22 protein-coding genes and 4 tRNA genes are annotated in these 24,016 nt (G+C 59.9%); 13 read left to right on the top strand and 13 right to left on the bottom strand.

Features of this window, described 5'->3' with window-relative positions:
- Positions 1 to 48: 48 nt before the first annotated feature.
- Complete coding sequence (locus tag ACZ9W6_RS12720) at positions 49 to 828, bottom strand: ferredoxin--NADP reductase (protein WP_465191530.1); 780 nt, start codon at positions 826 to 828, stop codon at positions 49 to 51.
- Between the two features lie 419 nt (positions 829 to 1,247).
- A tRNA-Tyr gene (locus ACZ9W6_RS12715) sits at positions 1,248 to 1,332 on the bottom strand.
- A 122-nt stretch (positions 1,333 to 1,454) separates the two neighbouring features.
- Here ACZ9W6_RS12715 and ACZ9W6_RS12710 point away from each other — a divergent pair.
- Together ACZ9W6_RS12710 and ACZ9W6_RS12705 are read left to right on the top strand one after the other, a co-directional pair.
- Complete coding sequence (locus tag ACZ9W6_RS12710) at positions 1,455 to 2,702, top strand: ATP-binding protein (protein WP_465191529.1); 1,248 nt, start codon at positions 1,455 to 1,457, stop codon at positions 2,700 to 2,702.
- Positions 2,680 to 3,204, top strand: a complete 525-nt coding sequence (locus tag ACZ9W6_RS12705; protein WP_465191528.1) for a response regulator transcription factor — start codon at positions 2,680 to 2,682, stop codon at positions 3,202 to 3,204. Before ACZ9W6_RS12710 ends, ACZ9W6_RS12705 begins: the two co-directional genes overlap by 23 nt.
- 254 nt (positions 3,205 to 3,458) lie before the next feature.
- Here the strand turns inward: ACZ9W6_RS12705 and ACZ9W6_RS12700 are convergent, their stop codons facing one another.
- From ACZ9W6_RS12700 to ACZ9W6_RS12670, 7 genes are all read right to left on the bottom strand, one after another.
- Positions 3,459 to 4,880 (bottom strand): FAD-binding oxidoreductase, encoded by a 1,422-nt coding sequence (locus ACZ9W6_RS12700; protein WP_465191527.1) that lies wholly within the window; start codon positions 4,878 to 4,880, stop codon positions 3,459 to 3,461.
- The gene (locus tag ACZ9W6_RS12695) at positions 4,849 to 5,187 is read right to left on the bottom strand and encodes a hypothetical protein (RefSeq protein WP_465191526.1); all 339 of its coding nucleotides are present in this window, start codon (positions 5,185 to 5,187) and stop codon (positions 4,849 to 4,851) included. Before ACZ9W6_RS12695 ends, ACZ9W6_RS12700 begins: the two co-directional genes overlap by 32 nt.
- On the bottom strand, positions 5,174 to 5,812 hold the full coding sequence (locus ACZ9W6_RS12690; protein ID WP_465191525.1) for a glutathione S-transferase family protein: 639 nt from the start codon (positions 5,810 to 5,812) through the stop codon (positions 5,174 to 5,176). The genes ACZ9W6_RS12695 and ACZ9W6_RS12690 overlap by 14 nt, the downstream gene beginning before the upstream one ends.
- 54 nt (positions 5,813 to 5,866) lie before the next feature.
- A complete protein-coding gene (locus ACZ9W6_RS12685; RefSeq protein WP_465191524.1) occupies positions 5,867 to 6,508 on the bottom strand; it encodes an exopolysaccharide biosynthesis protein in 642 nt (213 codons plus the stop codon).
- Positions 6,509 to 6,557: 49 nt separating this feature from the next.
- Entirely contained in the window at positions 6,558 to 7,916 is a 1,359-nt protein-coding gene (locus ACZ9W6_RS12680; RefSeq protein ID WP_465191523.1) for an aldehyde dehydrogenase family protein, read from the bottom strand.
- Between the two features lie 64 nt (positions 7,917 to 7,980).
- Complete coding sequence (locus ACZ9W6_RS12675; RefSeq protein ID WP_465191522.1) at positions 7,981 to 8,856, bottom strand: NUDIX hydrolase; 876 nt, start codon at positions 8,854 to 8,856, stop codon at positions 7,981 to 7,983.
- A 213-nt stretch (positions 8,857 to 9,069) separates the two neighbouring features.
- Positions 9,070 to 9,146, bottom strand: a tRNA-Arg gene (locus tag ACZ9W6_RS12670).
- A gap of 165 nt (positions 9,147 to 9,311) precedes the next feature.
- Between ACZ9W6_RS12670 and ACZ9W6_RS12665 the strand changes: the two genes are divergently transcribed.
- Complete coding sequence (locus ACZ9W6_RS12665; protein WP_465191521.1) at positions 9,312 to 10,049, top strand: c-type cytochrome; 738 nt, start codon at positions 9,312 to 9,314, stop codon at positions 10,047 to 10,049.
- A 109-nt stretch (positions 10,050 to 10,158) separates the two neighbouring features.
- Here ACZ9W6_RS12665 and ACZ9W6_RS12660 read toward each other — a convergent pair whose 3' ends face one another.
- A complete protein-coding gene (locus ACZ9W6_RS12660) occupies positions 10,159 to 12,162 on the bottom strand; it encodes a UvrD-helicase domain-containing protein (protein WP_465191654.1) in 2,004 nt (667 codons plus the stop codon).
- 143 nt (positions 12,163 to 12,305) lie between these two features.
- Here ACZ9W6_RS12660 and ACZ9W6_RS12655 point away from each other — a divergent pair, with 143 nt between their 5' ends.
- Entirely contained in the window at positions 12,306 to 13,127 is an 822-nt protein-coding gene (locus ACZ9W6_RS12655) for a symmetrical bis(5'-nucleosyl)-tetraphosphatase (protein ID WP_465191520.1), read from the top strand.
- 90 nt (positions 13,128 to 13,217) lie between these two features.
- Here ACZ9W6_RS12655 and ACZ9W6_RS12650 read toward each other — a convergent pair whose 3' ends face one another.
- From ACZ9W6_RS12650 to mutM, 3 genes are all read right to left on the bottom strand, one after another.
- Positions 13,218 to 14,543, bottom strand: a complete 1,326-nt coding sequence (locus ACZ9W6_RS12650) for a dicarboxylate/amino acid:cation symporter (RefSeq protein WP_465191519.1) — start codon at positions 14,541 to 14,543, stop codon at positions 13,218 to 13,220.
- A 221-nt stretch (positions 14,544 to 14,764) separates the two neighbouring features.
- A complete protein-coding gene (locus ACZ9W6_RS12645) occupies positions 14,765 to 15,520 on the bottom strand; it encodes a lysophospholipid acyltransferase family protein (RefSeq protein ID WP_465191518.1) in 756 nt (251 codons plus the stop codon).
- Positions 15,521 to 15,575: 55 nt separating this feature from the next.
- Entirely contained in the window at positions 15,576 to 16,391 is an 816-nt protein-coding gene (gene mutM / locus ACZ9W6_RS12640; protein ID WP_465191517.1) for a bifunctional DNA-formamidopyrimidine glycosylase/DNA-(apurinic or apyrimidinic site) lyase, read from the bottom strand.
- A 75-nt stretch (positions 16,392 to 16,466) separates the two neighbouring features.
- Between mutM and ACZ9W6_RS12635 the strand changes: the two genes are divergently transcribed.
- The 9 genes from ACZ9W6_RS12635 (at position 16,467) to ACZ9W6_RS12595 (ending at position 24,003) form a co-directional block, all read left to right on the top strand.
- On the top strand, positions 16,467 to 18,230 hold the full coding sequence (locus tag ACZ9W6_RS12635; RefSeq protein ID WP_465191516.1) for a tetratricopeptide repeat protein: 1,764 nt from the start codon (positions 16,467 to 16,469) through the stop codon (positions 18,228 to 18,230).
- The gene (gene lolB, locus ACZ9W6_RS12630) at positions 18,227 to 18,808 is read left to right on the top strand and encodes a lipoprotein insertase outer membrane protein LolB (RefSeq protein ID WP_465191515.1); all 582 of its coding nucleotides are present in this window, start codon (positions 18,227 to 18,229) and stop codon (positions 18,806 to 18,808) included. The genes ACZ9W6_RS12635 and lolB overlap by 4 nt, the downstream gene beginning before the upstream one ends.
- The gene (gene ispE, locus ACZ9W6_RS12625; protein WP_465191514.1) at positions 18,805 to 19,668 is read left to right on the top strand and encodes a 4-(cytidine 5'-diphospho)-2-C-methyl-D-erythritol kinase; all 864 of its coding nucleotides are present in this window, start codon (positions 18,805 to 18,807) and stop codon (positions 19,666 to 19,668) included. The genes lolB and ispE overlap by 4 nt, the downstream gene beginning before the upstream one ends.
- A gap of 7 nt (positions 19,669 to 19,675) precedes the next feature.
- Positions 19,676 to 19,752 (top strand) — tRNA-Gln (locus tag ACZ9W6_RS12620).
- A 24-nt stretch (positions 19,753 to 19,776) separates the two neighbouring features.
- Positions 19,777 to 19,853, top strand: a tRNA-Gln gene (locus ACZ9W6_RS12615).
- Positions 19,854 to 19,939: 86 nt separating this feature from the next.
- A complete protein-coding gene (locus tag ACZ9W6_RS12610; RefSeq protein WP_465191513.1) occupies positions 19,940 to 20,923 on the top strand; it encodes a ribose-phosphate pyrophosphokinase in 984 nt (327 codons plus the stop codon).
- A 65-nt stretch (positions 20,924 to 20,988) separates the two neighbouring features.
- Positions 20,989 to 21,276, top strand: coding sequence for a 50S ribosomal protein L25 (rplY, locus tag ACZ9W6_RS12605; protein ID WP_465191512.1), 288 nt, complete (start codon positions 20,989 to 20,991; stop codon positions 21,274 to 21,276).
- 93 nt (positions 21,277 to 21,369) lie between these two features.
- Positions 21,370 to 21,951 carry an aminoacyl-tRNA hydrolase gene (gene pth, locus ACZ9W6_RS12600; protein ID WP_465191511.1) on the top strand — a complete coding sequence of 194 codons (582 nt, stop codon included), beginning with the start codon at positions 21,370 to 21,372 and terminating at the stop codon, positions 21,949 to 21,951.
- Between the two features lie 3 nt (positions 21,952 to 21,954).
- Positions 21,955 to 24,003, top strand: coding sequence for an acyltransferase family protein (locus ACZ9W6_RS12595; protein ID WP_465191510.1), 2,049 nt, complete (start codon positions 21,955 to 21,957; stop codon positions 24,001 to 24,003).
- The last annotated feature ends 13 nt before the right edge of the window (positions 24,004 to 24,016 follow it).

The following is a 24,016-nucleotide window of genomic DNA, read 5'->3' as shown; positions in this document are numbered from 1 at the left end:
GCCGGTTGGCGGGCTTTTTGCTGCGATGCTGCAGGCCTGAGTCGTGGTTTATTTTTCGACGAAGGCGCGCTCGATTGCGTAGTGGCCAGGCTCGCCCATGCGTGGTGATTCCTTGAAGCCCAGATCGTCGAGGATCTTGCAGGTGTCGTCCAGCATGGCCGGGCTGCCGCACAGCAGGGCGCGGTCGGTTTCCGGGTTCAGTTGCGGGATGCCCAGCTGCTTGGCCAGTTCGCCGTTGACGATCAGATCGGTCAGACGGCCCTGGTTGCGGAATGGCTCGCGGGTAACGGTTGGGTAGTAAACCAGCTTTTCGCGGATCATTTCACCCAGGAACTCGTGCTCGGCCAGTTCCTTGGTGATGTAGTCGTGGTAACCCAGCTCGTTCACCCAGCGCACGCCATGAATCAGGAAGATCTTGTCGTAGCGATCGTAGACTTCCGGGTCCTTGATGATGGACATGAACGGTGCAAGGCCGGTACCGGTGGCCAGCAGGAACAGGTGTTTGGCTTCCGGCAGCAGGTTGTCCTGCACCAGGGTGCCGGTCGGCTTGCCGGAGATAACGACCTTGTCGCCAGGCTGCAGGTGCTGCAGGCGCGAGGTCAGCGGGCCGTTCTGTACCTTGATGGAGTAGAACTCGAGGTGTTCTTCCCAGTTGGCACTGGCAACCGAGTAGGCGCGGATCAGTGGTTTGCCGTTGACTTCCAGACCGATCATCACGAACTGGCCGTTGATGAAACGCAGGCCCGGGTCGCGGGTGCAAGTGAAGCTGAACAGGGTGTCGTTCCAGTGATGGACGGACAGGACGGTTTCGGTGGAGAGAGTAGCCATGAGGTATCGTCTTATCAAACGGGCAAATTTCACGAAGCGCGTATTCTACCCCGAGTTCCAAATAACTGCTTGGATGTAAACGTTCTGTCTTTATTGCTTTTTGATTTATATCAGAATATATAATGATATAAATTCTCGAATGCAGTATTGGCGCGGCTTGTCGGCTTGTCTGACAGTATGTGTGGCAGGGGCGGATGTTGCCTTGCAGCAACAGGCGGTGCTCGTCAGGCGTCTTGCGATACCGGAGGTTGCGACATCATGTCGCATATGGCGCGAGTGGGGCTTGGGCTATAGTGGCTTTGACCCGAGTGCGTCGGGTTTGCGAACTGGACTGTCACCAGGCGAAGGCGTCTGGTGATTTTTTTGGCTGGCAGAAACAACAAAGCCCTGATCGCTGTGCGCTCAGGGCTTGTGTGTTTTGGTGGCGGGAGAAGGATTCGAACCTTCGAAGGCAGAGCCGTCAGATTTACAGTCTGATCCCTTTGACCGCTCGGGAATCCCGCCGTCCAAGAGCTGCGCATTCTAGACATGCATCATCTGATCGTCAAGCACTTTTCAGAATTATTTACAGGCTGCGGCGTTTTGTCACAGCCTGCCGTCTTCGGGGGCAGTGCTAGAATTGTGGCATGCTTGATTCCCTGAAAATGGCTGATGCGGCCAACCTTGGCGTGATGGCGCGTGCGCTGTCGCGCTTGCGCTTTGTGATGCTGGCTTTGGCCGTGCTGTGCCTGTTGCTGGCGGCAAGCTGGCAGTGGCAGCTGCCGTGGCTGTTACTTGCTCAGGCGCTGGTGATGCTGGGCTTGTGCAATGTCTTGTTGCCGCGCTCGCCATGGCGTGCCGATCAGCAGCTGTTTGCCGGCTTGCTGGCCGATATTGTGGTGCTGACCGAGCTGCTGGCTTTCAGCGGCGGTGCGGCCAACCCGCTGGCGTCGCTGTATCTGCCGCCTGTTCTCTTTGCAGCCTTGCTGCTGCCGGCACGGCAGACCTGGTGCCTGGCGCTGGCGAGCATGCTGGCCTATGCCTTGCTGTTTGTCTGGCATTTGCCGTGGCCGCTGGCGGGGGATGATGCGGCTTATGCTTTCCAGCTGCACCTGATCGGCATGTGGCTGACTTTTGCCGTCTCGGTCTTGCTGCTGACCTTGTTTGTATCGCGGCTGTCGCGCCAGGTGCGCCAGCAGGCAGAAGCCTTGCAGCAGGCGCGCGAATTGCAGCTGCGCGATGAACAGCTGGTTGCCATCGGCGTGCAGGCGGCTGGGGCCGCCCATCATCTGTCTACGCCGCTCAATACCCTGACGCTGCTGTGTGAGGAAATGCGTTTCGAGCAGCCGGATCACCCGGATCTGGTATTGATGGCGCAGCAGCTGCAGCTGTGTCGTAGCGCGCTGGCGAGTCTGAAGGCTGGGGTCGAGGTCGAGGCGACGGCTCAGCCCTTGTTTGGGCAGTTGGCCGCACGTTTGCAGGGCTGGCATGCTTCACGACCGGGTGTGGCCTTGCAACGCGCTTGTCCGGCCAGTGGTGGTCCGCTGATGCGGCTGGATCCACGCTTCTGGCCGGCGTTTTTCAACCTGCTCAATAATGCCGCCGAAGCTGGTGATGGCGTGGTCGAGCTTGATGTGGTGCTGACGCCCGCCAGGGTGGAGTGGCAGATCCGCAATCGCAGCGGCCGCCTGAGCGAGGCGCAACTGGCCCGCGCTGGCCTTGCGCCACTGGACAGCAGCAAACCGGCCGGCATGGGCATCGGCATGATGCTCAGTCACGCGACGTTATCGCATCTGGGCGGCGAGCTGCAATTGATCAATGAAGCGCAGGGCGGGGTGCTGGCGATCATCCGCATGCCCAGAGAGGATGGCGATGACCACGATACTGCTGATTGATGACGACGAGGCCTTTGCCGCCATGCTGGCGCGGGCGCTGACGCGGCGTGGCTTTGCGGTGAGTGTTGCCCATGATGCGGCCAGTGCCTTGCAGGCGATGTTGGCCGCACCGCAGATGGTGGTGCTGGATCTGAATCTGGCGGGCGAAAGTGGTTTGCGGTTGTTGCCGCAGCTGCGGGCGCTGTCTGCCGATAGCCGGATTCTGGTGCTGACCGGCTATGCGAGTATTGCGACGGCGGTGGATGCGGTGAAGCTGGGTGCCGTCAATTATCTGGCCAAGCCGGCCAGCGCTGATGACATCCTGCAGGCACTGGGTAATATTGCGGCCAACCCTGAGCAGGCGCTGCCTGACAGCACCATGTCGCTGCGCCGAGTCAGCTGGGAGCACCTGCAGCGCGTGCTGGCCGAGCACGGCGGCAATATCTCGGCGACGGCACGTGCACTCAATATGCATCGTCGTACCTTGCAACGCATGCTGGCCAAGCGGCCGGTGCGTGACTGAATACAATTACCCGTATGTCATTGATTTAATGCTGGACAAATTAGAGCAATTACCTTAAATTGTGCAGCGCACTCAAGCCGTAAGGTTTTTGTGGTGTTAGCCCCTCGAAGCATTCATCGGCCCCTCGCCGGTGTGTGTTTCTTCCTCGTGTTGGCCCCTGCGAAACCGTCAGGGGATTTTTTTTGCCTGTCGTTTTTGTTTTGCTTGCCCGATAAAAAAATGGCACCGCTTGCGCCGTGCCATTCCTGTCTGTTCTAGAGCCACTTTCCCGGATTCATGATGCCTTGCGGGTCCAGCCACGCCTTGCATTGCTGCATCAGCTTGAGCGCCAGCGGGTCCTTGTAATCCCTGATCCAGTCGCGCTTGAGCTGGCCGATGCCATGCTCGGCGGCAATCGTGCCCTGATACTGACTGACGAGGTCGTAGACGATGCGGTTGACAGCGGCCTCGTCGGCAAACAGCTGGCTGCTGTCGGCGCGGGTGTGGCTGATGTTGTAGTGCAGATTGCCATCGCCGGCATGGCCGAAAGCAATGATGCGCACGCCGGGGAAAGCCTGCTGCAAGGCCGCATCGCAGTCGGCGAGAAAGGCCGGAATCGCCGAAGTCGGCACGCCGATATCGTGCTTGATGCTGGGGCCGTCGCGTTTCTGGATGTCGGCCATCTGCTCGCGCAGCTGCCACAACTTTTGTCTTTCCTGCTCGTTTTTGGCCAGCACGCCGTCCTGCAAGTCAACCTCGGCCAGACAGTCCTGCAGCCGCTGTTGCAGCCCGGCCTCGTCTGCCTGATCCGACAGTTCGGCCAGCACCAGCCACGGTGCGGCAAACGGCAGCTGGCCGGGCTGGTATTGCTGCAGCAATTGCTGGCAGCTGGCCGACAGGATTTCGAAGCTGGTCAGCCGGTCGGCAAACTGCTGTTGCAGGCGATTCAGCAGCCTGATGGCGGCGGCCGCATCGCTCACGCCGAGCAAGGCCGTGGCATGCGCTTGTGGTAGCGCAAACAGCTTGAGGCTGGCGGCCGTAATCAGCCCCAGCTGGCCTTCGGCGCCGATAAACAGTTGCTTGAGGTCAAGCCCGCTGCTGTCCTTGCGCAGGGTTTTCAGCTGCTGCAACACCTGCCCATCGGGCAGCACCACTTCAAGCCCCAGTGTCAGCTCGCGCATGGTGCCGTAGCGCAGCACGGCCAGGCCGCCGGCATTGGTCGAAAGATTGCCGCCGATCTGGCAACTGCCTTCGCTGGCCAGCGACAGCGGGAACAGGCAGCCCGCCTGTACCGCGGCCTCTTGCACTTGCGCCAGTGTGCAGCCGGCCTCGACGGTGATGGCAAGGTTGGCCGCATCCACACTGCGGATGCGATTGAGCCGGCGCAGCGCAATCACCAGCTGGTGGCCGCTGTCGTCCGGCGTGGCCGCGCCACAGGTCGAGGTATTGCCGCCTTGCGGCACGATGGCGATGCGCTGATCTGCACACAGGCGCACCAGTGCGGCCACTTCGGCCGTGCTGGCCGGCAGGGCTACCGCCAGCGGCTTGCCGTGGTAGCGGCCGCGCCAGTCGTGGCTGTAGGGCTGCAGATCGGTATCAGAATGCAGAACGTTGGCCGCACCGCAGATGGCGGCAAGGCGGGCAAGGATTTCGGCGGGGGTGAATTCAGGCGTGGTCATGGTATTCGAGATCGACATCGGTATCGCAGCCTTGGTCTATCGCCAGATAGCGGCGGGCAAAACGGCGGAAGAGGCTGGCCGCCCAGCGCGGCAGCCAGCGCAAGTAGTGCTCGGGGCTGACAATCAGCCCGCAACGGTAAACAGCCGCATCGGCCTGCCACTGCAAGGCCGGGCAGGCATCGCGGCGATGGCCAAGCAGGCTGCGCGACAGCGGGCAGGGCATGGCTGCACAGCACAGGCCGCAGCCATTACAGGGCTGGCCCTCGTCAGGCTTCAGCGGGGCAGCCTTTTGCAGCCAGATGATCTGCTTGTCAGCCGGCAACATGGTTGGCCGCACGCTCGGGTGCCATCAGCGCCGGCAGGCTTTCCCAGCGTGGCTGGGCGGCAATGGCGGCCAGCCAGCGGCAAATTGCCGGCCAGGCGGCCAACTCGATGCCGGCATCGCCAGCGAGGCCCAGATAGCCGCTGAGCGACAGATCGGCAATGCTGAGGCCGCCGGGCAGAATGAAATCACGCTGCTGTAGTTCCTGTTCGAGTACGGCCAGATCCGCCAGCACGCGTTCGGCCAGCCAGGCCTCGGTCTGTGCGCCGGCCGGCTCGAAACAGCGCGAGTAGCGCAGATTGGGCAGCGAAAAGCCGATGCGGTTGCTCTCCCATGCCAGCCATTCCTGACGCAGCTGGCGCTCGTGTGGCAGGCCGGGCAGCACGCCCATTTCATCGGCCAGCCAGCTCAGAATGGCGTTTGACTGCACCAGATTCAGCTCGCCGGCACGCAGCGCAGGCACTTCATCCCAGCGGCTGGTAGCACGGAAGTCGGCCGGACGCTCGGTGCGCGGCAGATGCAGGGAAACGTGGCGGTATTCGTGCGGGATGCCGGCCAGCACCAGCGCCAGCCGGACTTTGTAGCTATGGCCGGACAGGCGGTTGCCGTAAAGAATCAGCGGAGACATCGTAGACTTTCACTTGGCAGGATGCCTGCATGATACGTCGCGCTGAGGGCTTTGTCAGACAGGCAGCCAGCCGGCCGGCAGCCACTGCGCCGCCCAGCGCAGGATTTCGGCACCGGCCCACCACAGCAGGCCGACATAGATCCAGGCCAGCACCGTCATCAGATAACCGGCCAGCAACAGGCCACCATCGCGCACGCGCAGGCCGAGGGCCAGCAGCACCACCGCCATCGCCGGCACTACATTGTCGAAAGACACGATGGGCATTGGTGTCATCATGCTGCCACCGGCCAGCATCAGCATCACGCCGTTCAGATAGCGATAGCGCGGGCCGCTGAGAGCCAGCAGGCGCGGCTGGCTGAAGCGCGACAGCGAGGATGACACGCGGTGCAAGACCTTGTGTACCGCCTTGCCCAGCGTTGCCGGCAGCGGGCGACGGGCCAGCCACTGCGGCAGCGGAATCGGCCGCGCCAGCAGGGTAGACAGCGCCAGCAGCAGGCAGAAAGCCCCAACCGTGGTAGCCATGCCCGGAATCGCTACCGGCAGCATCAGCGGCAGCGCGAGCAAGGCCAGCCAGGTCAGCTGCTGGCGCGGGTGGCGGCCGATGGCCTCGCCAAGCGAGGTGTCGGCCAGCAGGTTGGCCGCGGCTGCAATGCGTAACCAGCTGCGGCGCGGGCTGTCAGAGCGATTCTTGATCATGGATTTTTCGCAAAGGAAAAAGCTACAGACCGGCAGTATGGCGGCTGGTTCAGCGCTGCCAGTAGGTTTTTACGTTAACAAATTCATACAGGCCGAATTCGGACAGCTCGCGACCATAGCCCGAAGCTTTTACCCCGCCGAAGGGCAGGCGCAAATCCGAGCTGGTATAGCGGTTGATATACACCGCGCCGGCACTGATCTGTTTGCCCAGCTGCCAGGCACGTTCGCTGTCGGCGCTGAAAATGCTGGCACCGAGGCCAAATGGCGTGTCATTGGCCAGGCGGATGGCATCGGCCTCGTTGCGGGCGCGCAGGATGCTGGCTACCGGGCCGAACACTTCCTCGTGATAGACACGACAACCGGCATGCACCTGATCCAGTACGGTGGCCGGGTAGAAGAAGCCGGCACCGGCTGGCATCTGGCCACCGCACAGCAGGCTGGCGCCCTGATTGAGCGCATCCAGTACCTGGCCGTGCAGCTGCTCGCGCAGGTCGGCGCGCGCCAGCGGGGCCAGCGTGGTGTCATCGGCCCAGGGTTGGCCGCAACGAAGCGCACGCGCATGTTCGACAAAGCGTGCGATGAAAGCATCGGCGATTTCAGGCACCACAATCATGCGCTTGGCGGCATTGCAGCTCTGGCCGGCATCGCGAAAGCGGGAGTGCGCGGCTTCGGCAGCGGCGGTGTCGATATCGGCATCGGCCAAGACAATGAAGGGATTGCTGCCGCCCAGTTCGAGCACGGTTTTTTTCAGATGGCGGCCGGCGGTAGCGGCAATCTGGCGACCGGTCGTGGTCGAGCCGGTAAACGCCACGGCATCACAGCCGCGAATCGCCTCCTCGACCTGTTCCGGGTCTATCCAGGCGATATCCAGCAAATCACCAAGGCCGGCTTCGCGTACACAGTCTTGCAGCAGCGCCGTGCATTGCGGCACCGATGGCGCAGGTTTGACCAGACAGGCATTGCCGGCCATCAGCGCCGGTACCGCAAAGCGCAGTACCTGCCACACCGGGTAGTTCCACGGCATGATGGCGATGACAAGGCCTAGCGGCTCGAAGGCTACGCCGCTGCGGCTGGCCTGGGTCGGAATGTCCTTGTCGGCCAGCAGGGTAGGGGCCAGGCCGGCGTAATAGCGAATCAGCTGTACCGATTTGTCGATCTCGGCCAGGCATTCGCGTTCCAGCTTGCCGACTTCCTGCGAGACCAGTCTGGCCAGCGCCTCGCGCCGGGCTGTCAGGGTGTTGGCCAGCCCCAGCAACTGCAGGGCGCGGCTGGCGCTGTCCTGCCTCGCCCAGACTTGCTGGGCGCTGCGCAAGGTGTGCAATTGTTGCTGGAGTTGTTCGGGATGGCTGGCCGCACGAGTGAAGCTCACTTCGCCGGTCGCCGGGTTACAGCTGGTAAACGCGGTCATGGGCGGTACAGAGACATATAGAAGGAATAAAGGCTACTGTATCAAATGCCGCCCGTATCGTCGCCTAGCTGCCGTGCACCATGCGGCCAACCTCGCTGCGGACGGTGTCCAGCAGCTGATTGGCGGCTTGCTCGCTGCCCCAGTAGCCGAGGCGGGCCAGACAGTCGGCAGCCACCAGTGCGGCATCACTCATGAACTGGCCGTTGATCAGGTGTTGTTCGACCTCAGCCAGCGGCATCAGGATATGTTCGGCCACTTCGCCATCCTGATTGCGCGGTACTTCAGCGGCATCCAGCCAGACATCAAACACATGCAGCCACTCGCGATGCAGGCCGCGTGCTACCGGACGTTCCGCCAGCAGCAGTGACTGTTGCGGCAGCAGCGCCAGCTTGCCGGCCGGAATGCCGGCTTCTTCCCAGGCTTCACGCTCCAGCGCGAGCTCGACCGACTCGCCGGCCGCAATGCCGCCGCCCATCAGATTATCCAGCCGGTTGGGCGCGACATTCTTGAACGGGCTGCGACGGCCTATCCACATGCGTACCTCGCCATCCGGCAGGCGTTGCAGGCCATTGAGGTGAACGGCGCGGCTGGTCAGGCCCAGCGTGCGGAACGCCGAGCGTTCCATCTCGAAACAGGGGGTGCCATCAGGCAGAAAGGCGGTGAACAGCTCGTTGCGCCAGCCATCAAACCAGCCGGCATCGTGCCAGCGTTTGGCGGCGGCTGCCAGAATGGCGCTGCGGCTGGCGAAGTCACCGTCTTCGAGTGCGTGCAGGGCGCCGTCGCGCTCGCTGAACAAGGCGGCCTCATGTTGCAGCAGGCGTTCACGCCACTGGGCGTTCACCCAGCCAAGCCGATGGCCAGCGAGAAACAAGGGGATGAATCCGGAACGGTCAAAGCGCACGATTTTGTCGAGCGCCATACTCACGGCCTGCACTTGCATGATGACTCCAGCCTATTTTCAGGAAGGCGACATCTTAACGGCCTTGTTTGTCCGCTCGCAAAAACCGCGACGAGATATCGGCTTGCAGCAAGTCAGGCGTTGCGCATAGCGCAACAATTATTAATATGCTGTAAGAGGTAGGCGAATGGAGTAAGGGCGATTTGATAAACCGCAAAGAGATGCAGGATAAAACAGGGGAGAATCGGCAGGATTTGGCGCACCCGACAGGGATCGAACCTGTGACCTTCAGCTTCGGAAACTGACACTCTATCCAACTGAGCTACGGGTGCCTTGGGAAAAAAGCAGGCGGATCATAGCGCAAACCCGCGCAAAGCGTCCAGCGCCAATTTGGCACTGCAAAAAAATGCTGTACGGGACTTGCCGCCTTTGCCTTGTGCAGGCCCTTTCCGTATAATTTCCCCAATTTTTGAATGACAATTTACAGCGAGGCTGGAATGAGTAATGAAACCAAAGCGCCAGGCCAGATTGTGTCCATTCTGGTTGGCATCGTTGTGCTGTTGGTCGCAGCCGTCTGGTTGCTGGCCAAGCTGGCGACCAGTGGCTTTGACGTAAATGCCGAGGTGATGACCAAGGAGGCTGTTGCTTCCCGTCTGAAGCCGGTTGGCGAATCCATCGCCAGCGACGCGCCTCCGGGCATGCGTACCGGCGAGCAGGTATACAAAGGTATCTGTATGTCCTGTCACGATGCCGGCCTTGCTGGTGCCCCTAAATTCGGTGATGCCGGTGCCTGGGCACCACGTATTGCCCAGGGCTGGGATACTCTGGTCAAGCATGCGACCGAAGGTTTCAACGCCATGCCAGCCAAGGGTGGTGCAGCAGACCTGACTGACGACGAGCTGAAGCGTGCGGTTGCCTATATGGGCAACGGTGCCGGCGGCAAGTTCACTGCGCCTGCAGTTGGTGGTGCCGAAGGTGGCGCTGCGGCTGATCCGGAAGTGGTGGGCAAGAAGGTTTACCAGAGCGTGTGCATGGCCTGTCACGACAGTGGCGCAGCTGGCGCGCCGAAGTTCGGCGACAAGGCTGCCTGGGCACCTCGCCTGCAGCCAGGCATCGACGAAGTCGTGAAGATCGCGACCAAAGGTCTGAACGCCATGCCGCCTAAAGGTGGTTTCTCCGGCTCTGACGAAGAGTTCCGTGCAGCGGTTGTTTACCTGACCAACTCGGCCAAGTAATTCGCTGTCAGCTGTGAAGAAAAAGCGCCGCATTGCGGCGCTTTTTCTTTGCCTGTGATTTGTCAGGGACAATGCTTTTTCAAGGTTGGCCGCATGCGGCCAACCTTGTTCATTCGGGCTTCTTGCTCTTGTCGCCCAGCATCGCCGTCAGGCTGGCCAGCCGGCTCTTGCCTTCGGTTTTGCTGACAATCGGCTCGGCACCCTTCTTGCCGAAATGGCGGATGTCATCGCCATTGATTTCATTGATAAAACGCGAGGGCTCGACAAACAGCCATTCACCGGCGCGGCGGCGTTTGACGCAATACGTCAGCGTCAGGCTCTTTTGCGCGCGGGTGATGCCGACATACATCAGCCGGCGTTCTTCTTCCACCATGCCGTTATCCACCGATTCGCTGTGCGGCAGGATGCCTTCCTCGCAGCCGACCAGAAACACATGCGGATACTCGAGGCCTTTGGAGGCATGCAGGGTGGACATGTGGATCGCATCTACCTCGCCCTCGTCACGGCCTTCCAGCATGGTGATCAGCGCGATCAGCTGGGTCAGCTGGATCAGGTTCTTGCCGTCCTCATTGCCTTTCTTCTGCAGCCACTGCACCAGCTCGAACACGTTTTTCCATTTGATTTCGGCCGCTTTCGGGCTGTCTTCGCTGTCGTATAACCAGGCCTCGAAGCCGATGGCTTTCAGCATTTCCATCAACAGCTCGCCCGGTGCCTCGCGCGTGGCACGGTATTCGAGGTTGACGATGAAGCGGCAGAAGTCTTCCAGCGGCTTCAGCTGGGCATCGCCAACCTGTACCCTAAAGCCCGGCTCGCTGGCGGCGGCAAACAGGCTTTTCTGCATCGCGGCGGCGGTACCGCCGAGCTTTTCCAGCGTGGCCGCGCCGACGCCGCGTTTGGGCGTGGTCAGCGCGCGGATGAAGGCCGGGTCGTCATCCGGGTTGGCAATCAGCCGCAGATAGGCAAGCACGTCCTTGATTTCCGGCTTGTCGAAAAAGCTCTGGCCGCCGGCCATCTGGTAGGGAATGCGCTGGCTGCGCAGCGCGCCTTCGAAAATGCGTGCCTGATAATTGCCGCGATAGAGAATCGCGTAATCCTTGAACTCGGTGCGATGCTCGAACTTGTGCGCCAGCAGGCGGCTGACCACCACATCGGCCTCGTGCTCCTCGTCCTTGCACATCACCGCGTGGATGGGCTCGCCCAGCCCCAGCTCGCTCCACAGCTGTTTCTCGAACAGCTTGGGATTGTTGGAGATCACCGAGTTGGCCGCACGCAGGATGCGCGCGGTCGAGCGGTAGTTTTGCTCCAGCTTGATCACTTTCAGCGCGGGGAAATCATGCTGCAGCAGGCGCAGGTTTTCCATATTGGCACCGCGCCAGGCGTAGATACTCTGGTCGTCATCCCCCACGGCGGTAAACAGGCCGCGCACGCCGGTCAGCAGTTTTACCAGCTGATACTGGCAGGTATTGGTGTCCTGATATTCGTCGATCAGGAGATAGCGCAAGCGCCCCTGCCATTTCAGCAGTACTTCGGGGTGCTGGCGGAACAGCGCCACCGGCAGGCGGATCAGATCGTCAAAATCCACCGCCTGATAGGCCATCAGCGTGTTCTGGTAAGCCTGATAGGTAGTCGCGCAGATGCGGTCGAATTCGTTGTCGGCCTGCAAGAGCGCACTGTCGGCGTCGATCAGATCGTTCTTCCACAAGGAAATGCGGCTCTGCACCTTGCGCACTTCGTCCTTGTGGGTGGTCTTGAGGATGTCGGAAACAATCTTGGCAGCGTCGTAGCTGTCGAGGATCGAAAACTGCGGCTTATAGCCCAGATGCGGCGCTTCCTGACGCAGGATCTGCATGCCCAGCGAGTGGAAGGTCGATACCGTGATGCCTTTGAGCTCGTGGCTGTCCATCAGCTTGCCAACGCGCTCCAGCATCTCGCGTGCCGCCTTGTTGGTAAAGGTGATGGCGGCGATGTGCTTGGCGCTGTAGCCGCATTCGCGGATCAGGTGGCTGATCTTCTGGGTAATCACCCGCGTCTTGCCGGAGCCGGCGCCGGCCAGCACCAGCAAGGGGCCATCGACATATTTGATGGCGTCGCGTTGCGGCGGATTTAGCTGCATCAGGGACATGGCTGTCGTCAATCATTCATTAACAGCTGGCATTGTAGGGCCTGTTGCGGCTTGCGGTCATGCACACAGGCCGTATCATGGCGGCAAGATCTGTCAGCCTTGCCAAGGTTGGCCGCAATCAGAACAGGATAATCATGGCTACGTATGCAATTGGGGATGTGCAGGGCTGCTTTACGCCGCTGATGGCGCTGTTGCGCCAGATCGGCTTTGACAAGGGCAAGGACACGCTGTGGTTTACCGGCGACCTCGTCAATCGCGGCCCGGAGTCGCTGCAGGTGCTGCGCTGGGTGTTCGAGCATCAGGACTGCGTGCAGACCGTGCTCGGTAATCATGATCTGCACTTGCTGGCGGTGTCCGAAGGCTATGGCAAGCTGCATGCCGACGACACCATCCAGCCGATTCTGGATGCCGGTGACGGCAAGATTCTGCTGGAATGGCTGCGCTGCCAGCCGATGATGATTCACGAGCAAGGCTATGCGATGGTGCATGCCGGCCTGCTGCCGGAGTGGAGCATCAAGAAGGCGCTGCGGCTGGCCGAGGAAGTCGAGGACGAGCTGTCGGGCAAACATCATCGCCAGTTCTTTGCCAAGCTGTACGGCAACAAGCCGCTGCGCTGGCAGGATGATCTTAAGGGCATGGATCGCCTGCGCATGATCGTCAATGTGATGACGCGCATGCGCTTCATCAATCGCGACGGCGAACTGGATCTGTCGTACAAGGGTGAGCGCGATGCCGCGCCGCCGCAGCTGTTGCCGTGGTTCGAGGCGGCCAACCGCAAGAGCATGGATACGCCCATCATCTGCGGCCACTGGTCGGCGCTGGGTCTGCATCTGACCGAAGACATCCTGTCTATCGACAGTGGCTGCCTGTGGGGCGGCAGCCTGACAGCGGTGCGGCTGGAAGATCGCGCCGTGTTCTCGCTGCCATGCGAGGCCTATCGCGAGATCATGCGCTGATTGCGGCTAGGTGGTTCGGCATGCAAAAACCCCGGCTTGCGGCCGGGGTTTTGCTTGTCTGACATTCGCGACTAGGGTTGGCCGCAAGGCTCAGGCCAGTTCTTTCGAGACTTCGCGGTTCAGGTGTGGCGCTTCGACAGCCAGACCATGGGCAATCGGTGTCGGGTTGGCGAGTTCGCGTGCCATCTGCTCGCTATCCAGCGATTTTTCCCACTTGGCAACTACTACGGTGGCCACGGCATTGCCGATCAGATTGGTAATCGCACGGGCTTCGGACATGAAGCGGTCGATACCCAGAATCAGCGCCAGACCGGCGACCGGGATTTCCGGCACCACCGCCAGCGTGGCAGCCAGAGTGATGAAGCCGGAGCCGGTGACGCCCGCTGCGCCTTTGGAGGTCAGCAGCAGCACGCCGAGAATGGTCAGCTCTTGCGTCAGGGTCAGGTCGATATTGCAGGCCTGGGCAATGAAGATCGCGGCCATGGTCAGGTAGATCGAGGTGCCGTCAAGATTGAAGGAGTAACCGGTCGGTACCACCAGACCCACTACCGGCTTGGCGCAGCCCAGCTGTTCCAGCTTGGCCATCAGGCGCGGCAGGGCGGATTCGGACGACGAAGTGCCCAGCACGATCAGCAGTTCTTCCTTGATGTAGCGGATCAGCTTCCACACGCTGAAGCCACAAGCGCGGGCAATCGAACCGAGCACCAGACCGACAAATACCACGCAAGTCAGATAGAAAGTGCCCATCAGCGAGGCCAGTTGCACCAGACTGGAAACACCGTATTTGCCAATGGTGAAGGCCATCGCGCCAAAGGCACCGATAGGTGCCAGCTTCATGATGAAGCCGATCATGGCAAACAGTACATGCGAGACTTTTTCAAAGAAGGCCAGTACCGGTTTGCCCTGTTCGCCCATCAGCGACAGGCCGGCACCAAACAGCACCGAGAACAGCAGCACCTGCAGGATCTCGCCATCGGCAAAGGCACCAACGGCGCTTTGCGGGATGATGTGCATCACGAAGTCGATGGTGCTCTGGTCGGCGGCTTTTTCGGTGTACTTGGCAATTGCGCCGGTATCGAGGGTGGCCGGGTCGATATTCATGCCGGCACCCGGCTGCACGTAATTCACTACCACGAGGCCGATGGCCAGCGCGAGGGTGGTGACCACTTCAAAGTACAGCAAGGCCTTGCCGCCGACGCGGCCAACCTTTTTCATGTCTTCCATGCCGGCAATGCCGACTACGATGGTGCAGAAGATGATAGGGGCAATCATCATCTTCACCAGCTTGATGAAGCCGTCACCCAGCGGTTTCAGTTTGGCACCGGTCTCCGGCATGAAGTGACCGAGCAGAACGCCCAGAATGATGGCGACGATGACCTGAAAATACAGGCTCTGGTAAAACCGCTTGTGTTGCATGACATGCTCCTTGTGCTGGCTGGTGTGACCTGCCTTTAAGATTTCTGTGCACATCATGCGAGCTGGCGAATGGCCGGAATATTGGGAATTTCCCGATTGGGGAAAGCCGCAATGCGGAAAGCCCTAATACTTTAATAAAAAATATTATGTCGCACTAATAAAAAATATTATGTCGCACTGCGCCAGGTGCGACCAGAGAGGGGGGCGTGGTGTCGTCGGGCTTAGCGAGCGTGCAGGATCTGGCTGATTTCCAGGAACGACTGCGCGCACAGGGTCTGGCGGCTTTGCTCGGCGGCATCAATAGGCGGCAGATAAGTGAGCTCGGCCACCATGCCGCGACAGGCCAGAATGGCGCGCACGCATTGCCAGAAGGTGACATCACCATCGTAGGCTGGTGCCGCACAGTAGTGGCCGCCCGGCGTCAGATAGCGGATGGCAATCGGCTGTACGGTGGCTGCGGCCAACCTTGCCGACTCGAACAGCGAGGCCTTGAACGGCAATAGCTGGCGGCCATTGCTGGTGGTTGCCTCGGGAAACACCGCCATACAGCCACCGTCTTTCAGTGCCTCGGCCAATTGCTCGTTGACGCGACTGGCATCGCGGCGATTGCTGCGGTCGATAAACAGTGTGCCGGCACTTTTCACCAGGAAACCGGCCAGCGGCCAGTCACGTAGCTCTTTCTTGGCAACAAAGCGCGATACGGTGACGCTGTTCAGCGCAAAGATATCCAGCCAGGAGATATGGTTGGCAACGATCAGGGTATTGGGCGGATAGATCAGGCCCGGCTCGCCGACGACTTTGACCTTGATCGCCAGAATATGCAGCAGCTGGCGTGACCAGCGTTGGGTGATCACCGCTTTCTCCGGCTGTGACAGCCGCGGGTACAGCCGCGCCACGGTGGCAATACCACGCAGGAGGTGCAGGGCAAGACGGGTCAGGCGCAGCGCGCGCACGGGCAGGGAGGTCGGTTTGCTCACGGTGATCTTCTGTGTTTCCGGCATCTGATGTTAGGTGTGGCTTGTTGCATGCAGTTTACCGCGGCTGGCAGTGCGGACAATAACAAGTGCTGCGTTGTCCTTGGCGGATTTCCTCGATCAGGCTGCCGCAGTCGTGGCAGGTCTCGCCGACGCGGCCATACACCTTGTAGCTTTGCTGGAAGTAGCCCGGCTTACCCTTGGCATCCATGAAGTCGCGCAGCGTGCTGCCACCCGCGGCAATCGCCCGCGTCAGCACGGCGCGGATTTCGGCGGCCAGACGCTGGCATTCCTCGCGGCTGAGGCTGGCAGCTGCCCGCGCCGGATGAATGCCGGCGTAGAACAGCGATTCATTGGCGTAGATATTGCCGACGCCGACCACCACGTGATTGTCCATGATCATGAGCTTGATCGCGCTTTGTTTGCTTCGCGAGGCCTGGTACAGCGTGTCGCCGTCAAAGCCGTTTTCCAGCGGCTCCGGCCCCAGTTTTTGCAAGAGCGGATGCAGCTCGGCCACGCCCGGCTGCCACAGGATGGCACCAAAGCGGCGCGGGTCGCGGTAGCGCAGGATGTGTTCGCCCAGGACGAAATCGGCATGGTCATGCTTTTCGGCCGGGGTGTCGGGCGCGACAAAGCGCAAGCTGCCCGACATGCCCAGATGAATCAGCAGGCTGCCGTGATCGAAATCGACCAGCAGATATTTGGCCCGCCGCCGGACGGCACGCACGCTGCGGCCAACCAGGTTGGCCGCAAGATCGGGCGGCACCTCCCAGCGCAGGCGAGGTTGGCGCACGGTGACGGACGCGATGGTCGCGTTTTCCAGTGTCGGGGCAAGGCCGCGGCGGGTGGTTTCCACCTCTGGCAGTTCGGGCATGCTGGCTTCCTCAATATGCGTGCATAAGCAGATGGCGTGTTATTCTACCCGCCTGAATTGACGTTTAGGCCCCGCATGAACGCACTTTCCCGCATGGCTAGCTTGCTGGCCCCGCTATTGCTGACCGCTTGCGCGACTGTCGGCAACTCCCCCCTTGATGGCAAGACTGTCTCGCAGGCTGCGACTCAGCCGGCTGCGGCGGAAGAGGCCGCTGCTGCGCCCGAGCCGGAGAATGATCCGAAGATCCCGCGTCAAGCGCTGACTGCCGAGTGGCTGTATGGCCTGCTGGCCGGCGAGATGGCCGCCCGTTATGGCGGCGCCTCGGTCGCGGCTGATACCTATCTGCAGCTGGCGCGTGAAACGCGCGACCCGCGTATTGCCAAGCGTGCCTCCGAGTTCGCCATGTTCTCGGGCAAGGTGAAAGAGGCGTCCGAAGCGCTGGGCCTGTGGGTGGAACTGGATCCTGACGCTGACGAGGCGCGCGAGCAATTGCTGATCGCCCTGCTGCGCAGCGGCAAGCTGGCTGACAGCAAGCTGCTGATCGAAAACATGCTGGAACGCCAGCCCAAACGCGCTGGTGCCTTGTTTGTTCAGCTGGCCAGATTGCTGGCGCGCCAGCCAGACAAACAGGCCGCGGCCAATATGCTTAGCGAGTTGGCCGCCAAATTCCCTGATTTGCCCGAGGCGCGTTTTGCCCACCTGGCGGTGGCGGCCGAGGCGAATGATCAGGCTGCCGTCAATGAAGAATTCTCCCGTCTTGCCCGGATTGCACCGGTGTGGGATTTGCCAGTGGTCTGGTATGCCGACCGTCTGCGTCGCAGCGACAGCGCGCAGGCTATCGGCTTTCTCGAGCAGCAGCTGGCGGCGCGCAAACAGGCCGGTATCGAGCCGCAGCTGATGCTGATTCGCTTGTATGCCGAACAGCAGCGCTACGCGGAGGCCGAGCAGCGTACTAATCTGGCGCTGCAGCGTTTTCCTAATCACGCCGATCTGCTGAATATGAGTGGCCTGCTGCATCTGCAGTTTGGCCGCTTTGCCAAGGCTCGTCAGACGCTGGAAGCATCGCTTGCGGCCAACTACAGCGACCCGGATGCGTTGCGCCTGACGTTGGGTCAGATCAACGAAGAATTGAAAGAACCGACGCTGGCGATGCAGTGGTACAAGCAGGTGCAGCCGGGTAATGAATATCTGCTGGCCCGTTTGCGCCTTGCCCAGCTGGAGGCCGAGGCGGGCAACTGGCAGCAGGCGATTGATGATCTCAAGCCGCTGGGCAGTGATGCGATCAGTGCTGGCAAGGTCGTTGCGACCCAGGTGCAGATTGCGCGCAAGCAGAATGACATCGAGCAGGGCCTCGCCTTGCTGGACGAGGCGCTGCAGCGTTATCCGCGCAGTGTGCAGATGCTGTATGACCGTTCGTTATTGCTCGAGCAGCAAGCGCGCATTGCCGATGCCGAGCGCGATTTGCGCTTGATCCTGCAGATCGAACCCGAGCATGGTCACGCGCTGAATGCGCTGGGTTATATGCTGACCGTGCATACCCAGCGTTACAAGGAAGCGCTGGTTTATATCGAGAAGGCGCACAAACAGCAGCCGGACGATGCCATGGTGCTCGATAGTCTGGGCTGGGTGTATTTCAAGCTGGGCAAGCTCGAGCAGGCACTCACTCACTTGCAGGCATCCTACAAGCGTCTGCAGGACCCGGAAATTGCCGCTCATCTGGGCGAAGTGCTGTGGCAACGCGGCCAACGTGACGAAGCGAAAAAGCTCTGGCAGGAAGGCTTGAAGAAAGACCCGCAACACAAGATCCTGCGTGAAACCATGCAGCGCTTGATGCCATGAAGAAATGGTTTTGGCTGGCAGTAGTGCTGGGTAGCCTGACGGCATGTTCGACTTTTCGTGAAGTCCGCGATGCACCAAAACCGCTGGCCAGTCAGGTGCAGGATCAGCCGTTTGCCGTTTCCGGCCGTCTGGCGGTGAATTACCAGGGCAAGGGGCATAACGCCGGTTTTGACTGGCAACACAAGCCCGAGCAGGACGCGATCATTTTCAAGACGCCGCTGGGCAATGCGGTTGCCAGCCTGCTGCGCGAGACTGGCGGGGTGTATCTGCAAGCTGACGGCCAGACCCGCTGGGCACCGGATGTGGAAACTCTGACCGAGCGCCAGCTAGGTTGGCCTTTGCCGCTGTCGGGTTTGATCTGGTGGGTGCGTGGCCATCCTGCTCCGCAAGCTGACTATCGTTACGATGCTGACGGCACGCTCTGGCAGCAGGGCTGGCAGATCAGGCTGTTTCGCGATGCCGAGCAGAAAAACCTGCCGCGTCGGCTCGAGCTGGTGCGTGATGATCTGACCATTCGCCTCGTACTGTCTGACTGGAAACAGTATCAACCTTTATCCGTATCTGATGTGACACCATGAACGACCCTGTATTTATCGCCTATCCGGCACCGGCCAAACTGAATCTGAATCTGCTGATTACCGGCAAGCGCGAGGATGGTTATCACTTGCTGGACAGTGACTTTCGCCTGATTGATCTGGCTGACACGGTCGAGCTGGCGGTACGCGAAGATGGACAGGTGGTCTTGCACAATCCTATCCCCGATGTGCCGTCCGAGCAGGATCTGACTGTGCGTGCGGCAAGACTGCTGCAGCCATACGCAGGGTTGGCCGCAGCGGGTGTCGATATCCGCCTGAGCAAGCGGATTCCGATGGGTGGTGGTCTGGGGGGCGGCTCGTCCGATGCCGCTACTGTACTGATGGCGCTTAATCGTCTGTGGGCCTGCAATCTTGCGCGCGAGCAATTGATGCAGCTTGGCGAGAAGCTGGGGGCCGATGTGCCTTTCTTCATTTTTGGTCGCAATGCACGAGTACAGGGCATAGGCGAACAAATGACGGCTATTGACTTGCCGGCTTCATGGTATGTGGTACTGCATCCAACAGTGCATGTGCCGACCGTAAAGGTTTTCAAAGAATTTTCACAAAAGGTGTTGACAGGGGAGTTGGCTTACTCCAAAATGCGAACCCTATCAACGACGACGCAAACGCAAAACGATTTGCAGAGTGTGGTTGAAAGAATGTATCCAGCGGTAAGTAAAGCATTGAATTCCCTGAAAAGTTGGGGTTCGCCGCTGATGACTGGCTCCGGTGCTTGTGTATTTCTGGAGTGCAGTACTGAATGTGAAGCTAGAACAGTATATCAGTCGTTGTCGTCAGAGTTTGTCGGGTTTGTAACAAGGGGCTTGTTGTTTCATCCGATGTTTGACGAGGCGGGATGTTAAGGGATACTGGGGAGTCGCCAAGCTGGTTAAGGCACCGGATTTTGATTCCGGCATGCGAAGGTTCGAATCCTTCCTCCTCAGCCACCACCCTGACAATTTAAAGAATACTGGGGAGTCGCCAAGTTGGTTAAGGCACCGGATTTTGATTCCGGCATGCGAAGGTTCGAATCCTTCCTCCTCAGCCAGGCTTACGAGAGTAAACCAAGAAAAAGCGTGTAAGTTTCCCTTACACGCTTTTTGTTTATCTACTGCATCAGGGCATTCTTTTATCATGGCTGCATACGATAGTTTGATGGTCTTCACCGGTACCGCGAATCCGGAACTGGCACAGAACGTGGTCAAGCACCTCGATATTTCGCTGGGTCGTGCCGATGTCGGCAAATTCAGTGATGGCGAAGTGGCGGTTGAACTGCTGGAAAACGTGCGTGGTCGCGATGTTTTCATTCTGCAGTCCACCTGTGCACCGACCAACGACAATCTGATGGAAATCCTGACCATGGCCGACGCGCTGAAGCGTGCATCGGCCGGTCGTATTACTGCGGCGATTCCGTATTTCGGTTATGCGCGTCAGGATCGTCGTCCACGTTCCGCCCGTGTGCCGATTACCGCCAAACTGGTTGCCAATATGCTGACCAGCGCCGGTATCGACCGCGTGCTGACCGTCGATCTGCATGCCGACCAGATCCAGGGCTTCTTCGATATGCCTGTGGATAACGTCTATGCAACCCCGGTGCTGCTGAAGGACATCAAGTCGCAGCGTATCGACGACCTGATCGTAGTCAGCCCGGACGTCGGTGGTGTGGTGCGTGCCCGTGCCGTTGCCAAAGCACTGAATACCGATCTGGCCATCATCGACAAGCGCCGCCCGAAGGCGAACGTTGCCGAAGTCATGAACATCATCGGTGAGGTTCAAGGCCGTACCTGCCTGATCGTCGATGACATGATCGACACTGCCAACACCCTGTGCAAAGCTGCCTCTGCCCTGAAGGAGCGTGGTGCGGAGCGTGTTCTGGCCTATGCTACCCACGCCGTGTTCTCCGGACAGGCTGTGGATCGCATCAACAATTCGGATATCGACGAAGTCGTGATCACCGACACCATTCCGTTGTCGGCAGCTGCCAAGCAAAGCCCGCGTATCCGCGTGGTTTCCATAGGCGGCCTGATCGCAGAAACACTGCGTCGTATCAACAATGAAGAGTCGGTTTCCTACCTCTTCAATGAAGACATGGTTTCGGCAGGATCCCTCCTGCCATGAGCGGTTCGGCTGGTCGCGGCCGGACTGTAGTTTAAACTGCCGCAAGGCAAATCGGAGTAATACACATGACTATCGAAGTTATCGCTACCAAGCGCGCTGTTGAAGGTACTGGTGCGAGCCGCCGCCTGCGTCGCGCTGGCCAGACCCCGGCTGTTGTTTACGGTGCAGGCAAAGAAGCCGTATCCATCACCCTGGATCACAACACCATGTACTACGCGCTGAAAAACGAAGCGTTCCACAACGAAGTTCTGGATCTGGTTATCGACGGCCAGAAAGAGCAAGTTAAAGTTGCTGACTTCCAGATGCACCCGTTCAAACAGCTGGTTCTGCACATCGACTTCGCTCGCGTGTAAGCCCCTGCTGACGTCATTGCCCAGGCATTGACGGCATGGCCCGTTGCAAGCTCTTGCCTGCAGCGGGCTTTTTTCATGTTGCTGGATCAGACCATGAGCACAATCCGCTTGATTGTCGGCCTGGGAAACCCTGGCCCCGAATACGAAAAGACCCGCCACAACGCCGGTTTCTGGCTGGTGGATGAATTGGCGTGGCAACACAAGGCCGCCTTGCGTGCCGAAAGCAAGTTCTTTGGAGAAGCCGCTCGAGCCACGTTGGCTGCAGGGGATTTGTGGCTGCTCAAGCCGATGACCTACATGAATCTGTCGGGTCAGGCGGTAGCCGCGCTCGCCAAGTTCTACAAGATTGCCCCTGAAGAAATCCTGGTCGTGCATGACGAACTGGATTTGCCACCTGGTGCGGCCCGCTTCAAGCAGGGTGGTGGCCATGGCGGTCATAACGGCCTGAAAGACATCATCGCGCGTCTTGGTTCACCAAACTTCTGGCGTTTGCGCATCGGCATCGGTCATCCGGGCGATCGCAATGAGGTTGCCAATTTCGTGCTGAAAAAAGCCCGCGCCGAAGAGCAGCAGGCAATTGATGATGTGATGGCCAAGGCGATGCAGGTATTGCCGCAGGCGATTGCCGGCGAGATGGCTATTGCAATGAAAAATCTGCATACCGTGGCGAAATAAACAATGACGGAACTGTTGCGATATCGGGCTGACATTGATGGCTTGCGTGCACTGGCAGTGCTTGGCGTGGTGCTGTTTCACATCGGTGTGCCGGGTTTCGCTGGCGGTTTTGTCGGTGTGGATTTGTTCTTTGCCATTTCGGGCTACCTGATTTCACGCCTGCTGCTGGTGGAGTTGCAAAATAGCGGCCGTGTGGATCTGGCTGCATTTTTTGCCCGACGGGTGCGTCGATTATTGCCGGCCTTGCTGTTCGTCCTGCTGGCAGTAATGCTGGTGGCACCGCTGGTCTTGTTTCCTGAGGAGTTACCGAGGCTGGGCAAGTCGGCGATGGCAGTGCCTTTGTTGTGGGCCAACCATCACTTCATGTCGCTAAGTGGTGGTTATTTTGACCCTGCAGTCGATCTGATGCCGCTGCTGCATACCTGGTCGCTATCGGTTGAAGAACAGTTCTATCTGTTGTGGCCGCTGCTATTTATGGCGCTGGCCAAGACTGGTCGCGCCATGCATCTGCAGACCAGGCTGTTGCTGGCGAGCTGGGCAATGGCAATCGCCTCTTTTGGCTATGGCCTGTATCTGCTGCAAAGCTCTCCGAGCCTTGCCTACTTTCTGATGCCAGCTCGTGCCTGGGAATTTGCGCTGGGTGCGATTGCCGGCTTATTGCCGGTGCCTGCCATGCTGATGCGCTGGCGACAGTGGCTTGCTGGCGCCAGTTTGCTTGTGTTGGGTTGGAGCCTGTTCAGTCTGGAGAAAAATGCCGATTTCCCCGGGTTTCTGGCTTTGCCACCGGTACTGGCCATTTCGGTGCTGATGTGGCTGGGTGGCGCAGCCAGCGGGAGCGGGATTTATCGGGGGCTAGGCTGGGGGCCTTTGCGCTGGCTGGGCAAACTTTCGTATAGCTGGTATCTGTGGCACTGGCCATTGCTGGCCTTGGGGCGGGTATGGCGTCTGGGAGAGCGTGATCTTGTTGCCGATGCTTTGCTGGGTGGGGCCTTGGCCTTGTTGCTGGCATGGCTGACTTATCATCTGATCGAGCAGCCGATTCGCCAGCGCCGGCCATGGGGATTTGCCCGTAGCCGCAGCAGCTTGTGGTTGGGGGGCGGCATGTCGCTAACGGTAGTGTTGCTGGCATCCGCTTGTGTCGAATACGGCAAATACGCGCAATCCCGACAGCCTGCGCTTGAGTTTCCGGGTAAATATCAGGCTGATCCGGCAAGATCTTGTCAGGCTGCCGAGGCTGATGGCCAGTTGGCCGCAGTCGACAAATGTACGGTTGGCCCTGCCGGGAAGGCGCCGGCGATCCTGTTATGGGGGGATTCGCATGCTGATCATTACAGCCCCTTGTTTGACCAGTATGGTGTTGCGGCCAACGTAGCAACCTTGCGGCGCGAGCGTGGCTCTTGCCCGCCATTGGCTGGTGTATATACCGTCAAGAAGGGGCGCAAGGAGTCGGGATGCGCCGCACACAGTGAGGCGGTACTACAGAGTCTGCCTGCTTTGCGTGCTGCCGGTTTGCAGGCGGTGGTCCTCAGTTCGCGCTGGGGTTTTTATCAGGGACGACAGCCGCTGGATCCGGGAACCTTCGACGCCATCGCGCTGCTGGACGCACAAAACCCGCAAGAAACATTGCGAGTCGGCGAGTCACCGCTGGATTTTGCCGGCTCCTTGCAAACCCTGCGTCTGGCGCTGGACAAGCAGCTTGGGCAGATGACAAGCCTAGGGCTGCGAGTGATGATCATCGCGCCATCGCCCGAGCTGCCGTATCTGGTGCCATCTTGTGTGCGTCGTCGTGGTGACGATGGCTGCAGTTACTCCCTTGCCCGAGTCGAGGCGAGGCGCGCCGAGGTAATGCAAGTGCTGACCGAGCTAGCCGCTAAATACTCTGGACAGGTACGTCTGATCGATCCTGTGCCCTTGCTATGCCAGGACGGGCTGTGCCGCAGCAGTCGAAACGGCATTTTGCTGTATAGCGACAGTGCGCATCTGACCTCGTTTGCCGCGCAGGCCATGCAGCCTGCCTGGCAGGCGAGTCTGGATTGGGCGGCTGGCCGGTAGTAGGCAAGTCCAT

The sequence above is a fragment of the Vogesella lacus genome (assembly GCF_979366295.1).
The sequence above is the reverse complement of the archived record's forward strand: the minus strand, read 5'-3'. Positions and strand labels throughout refer to the sequence as shown.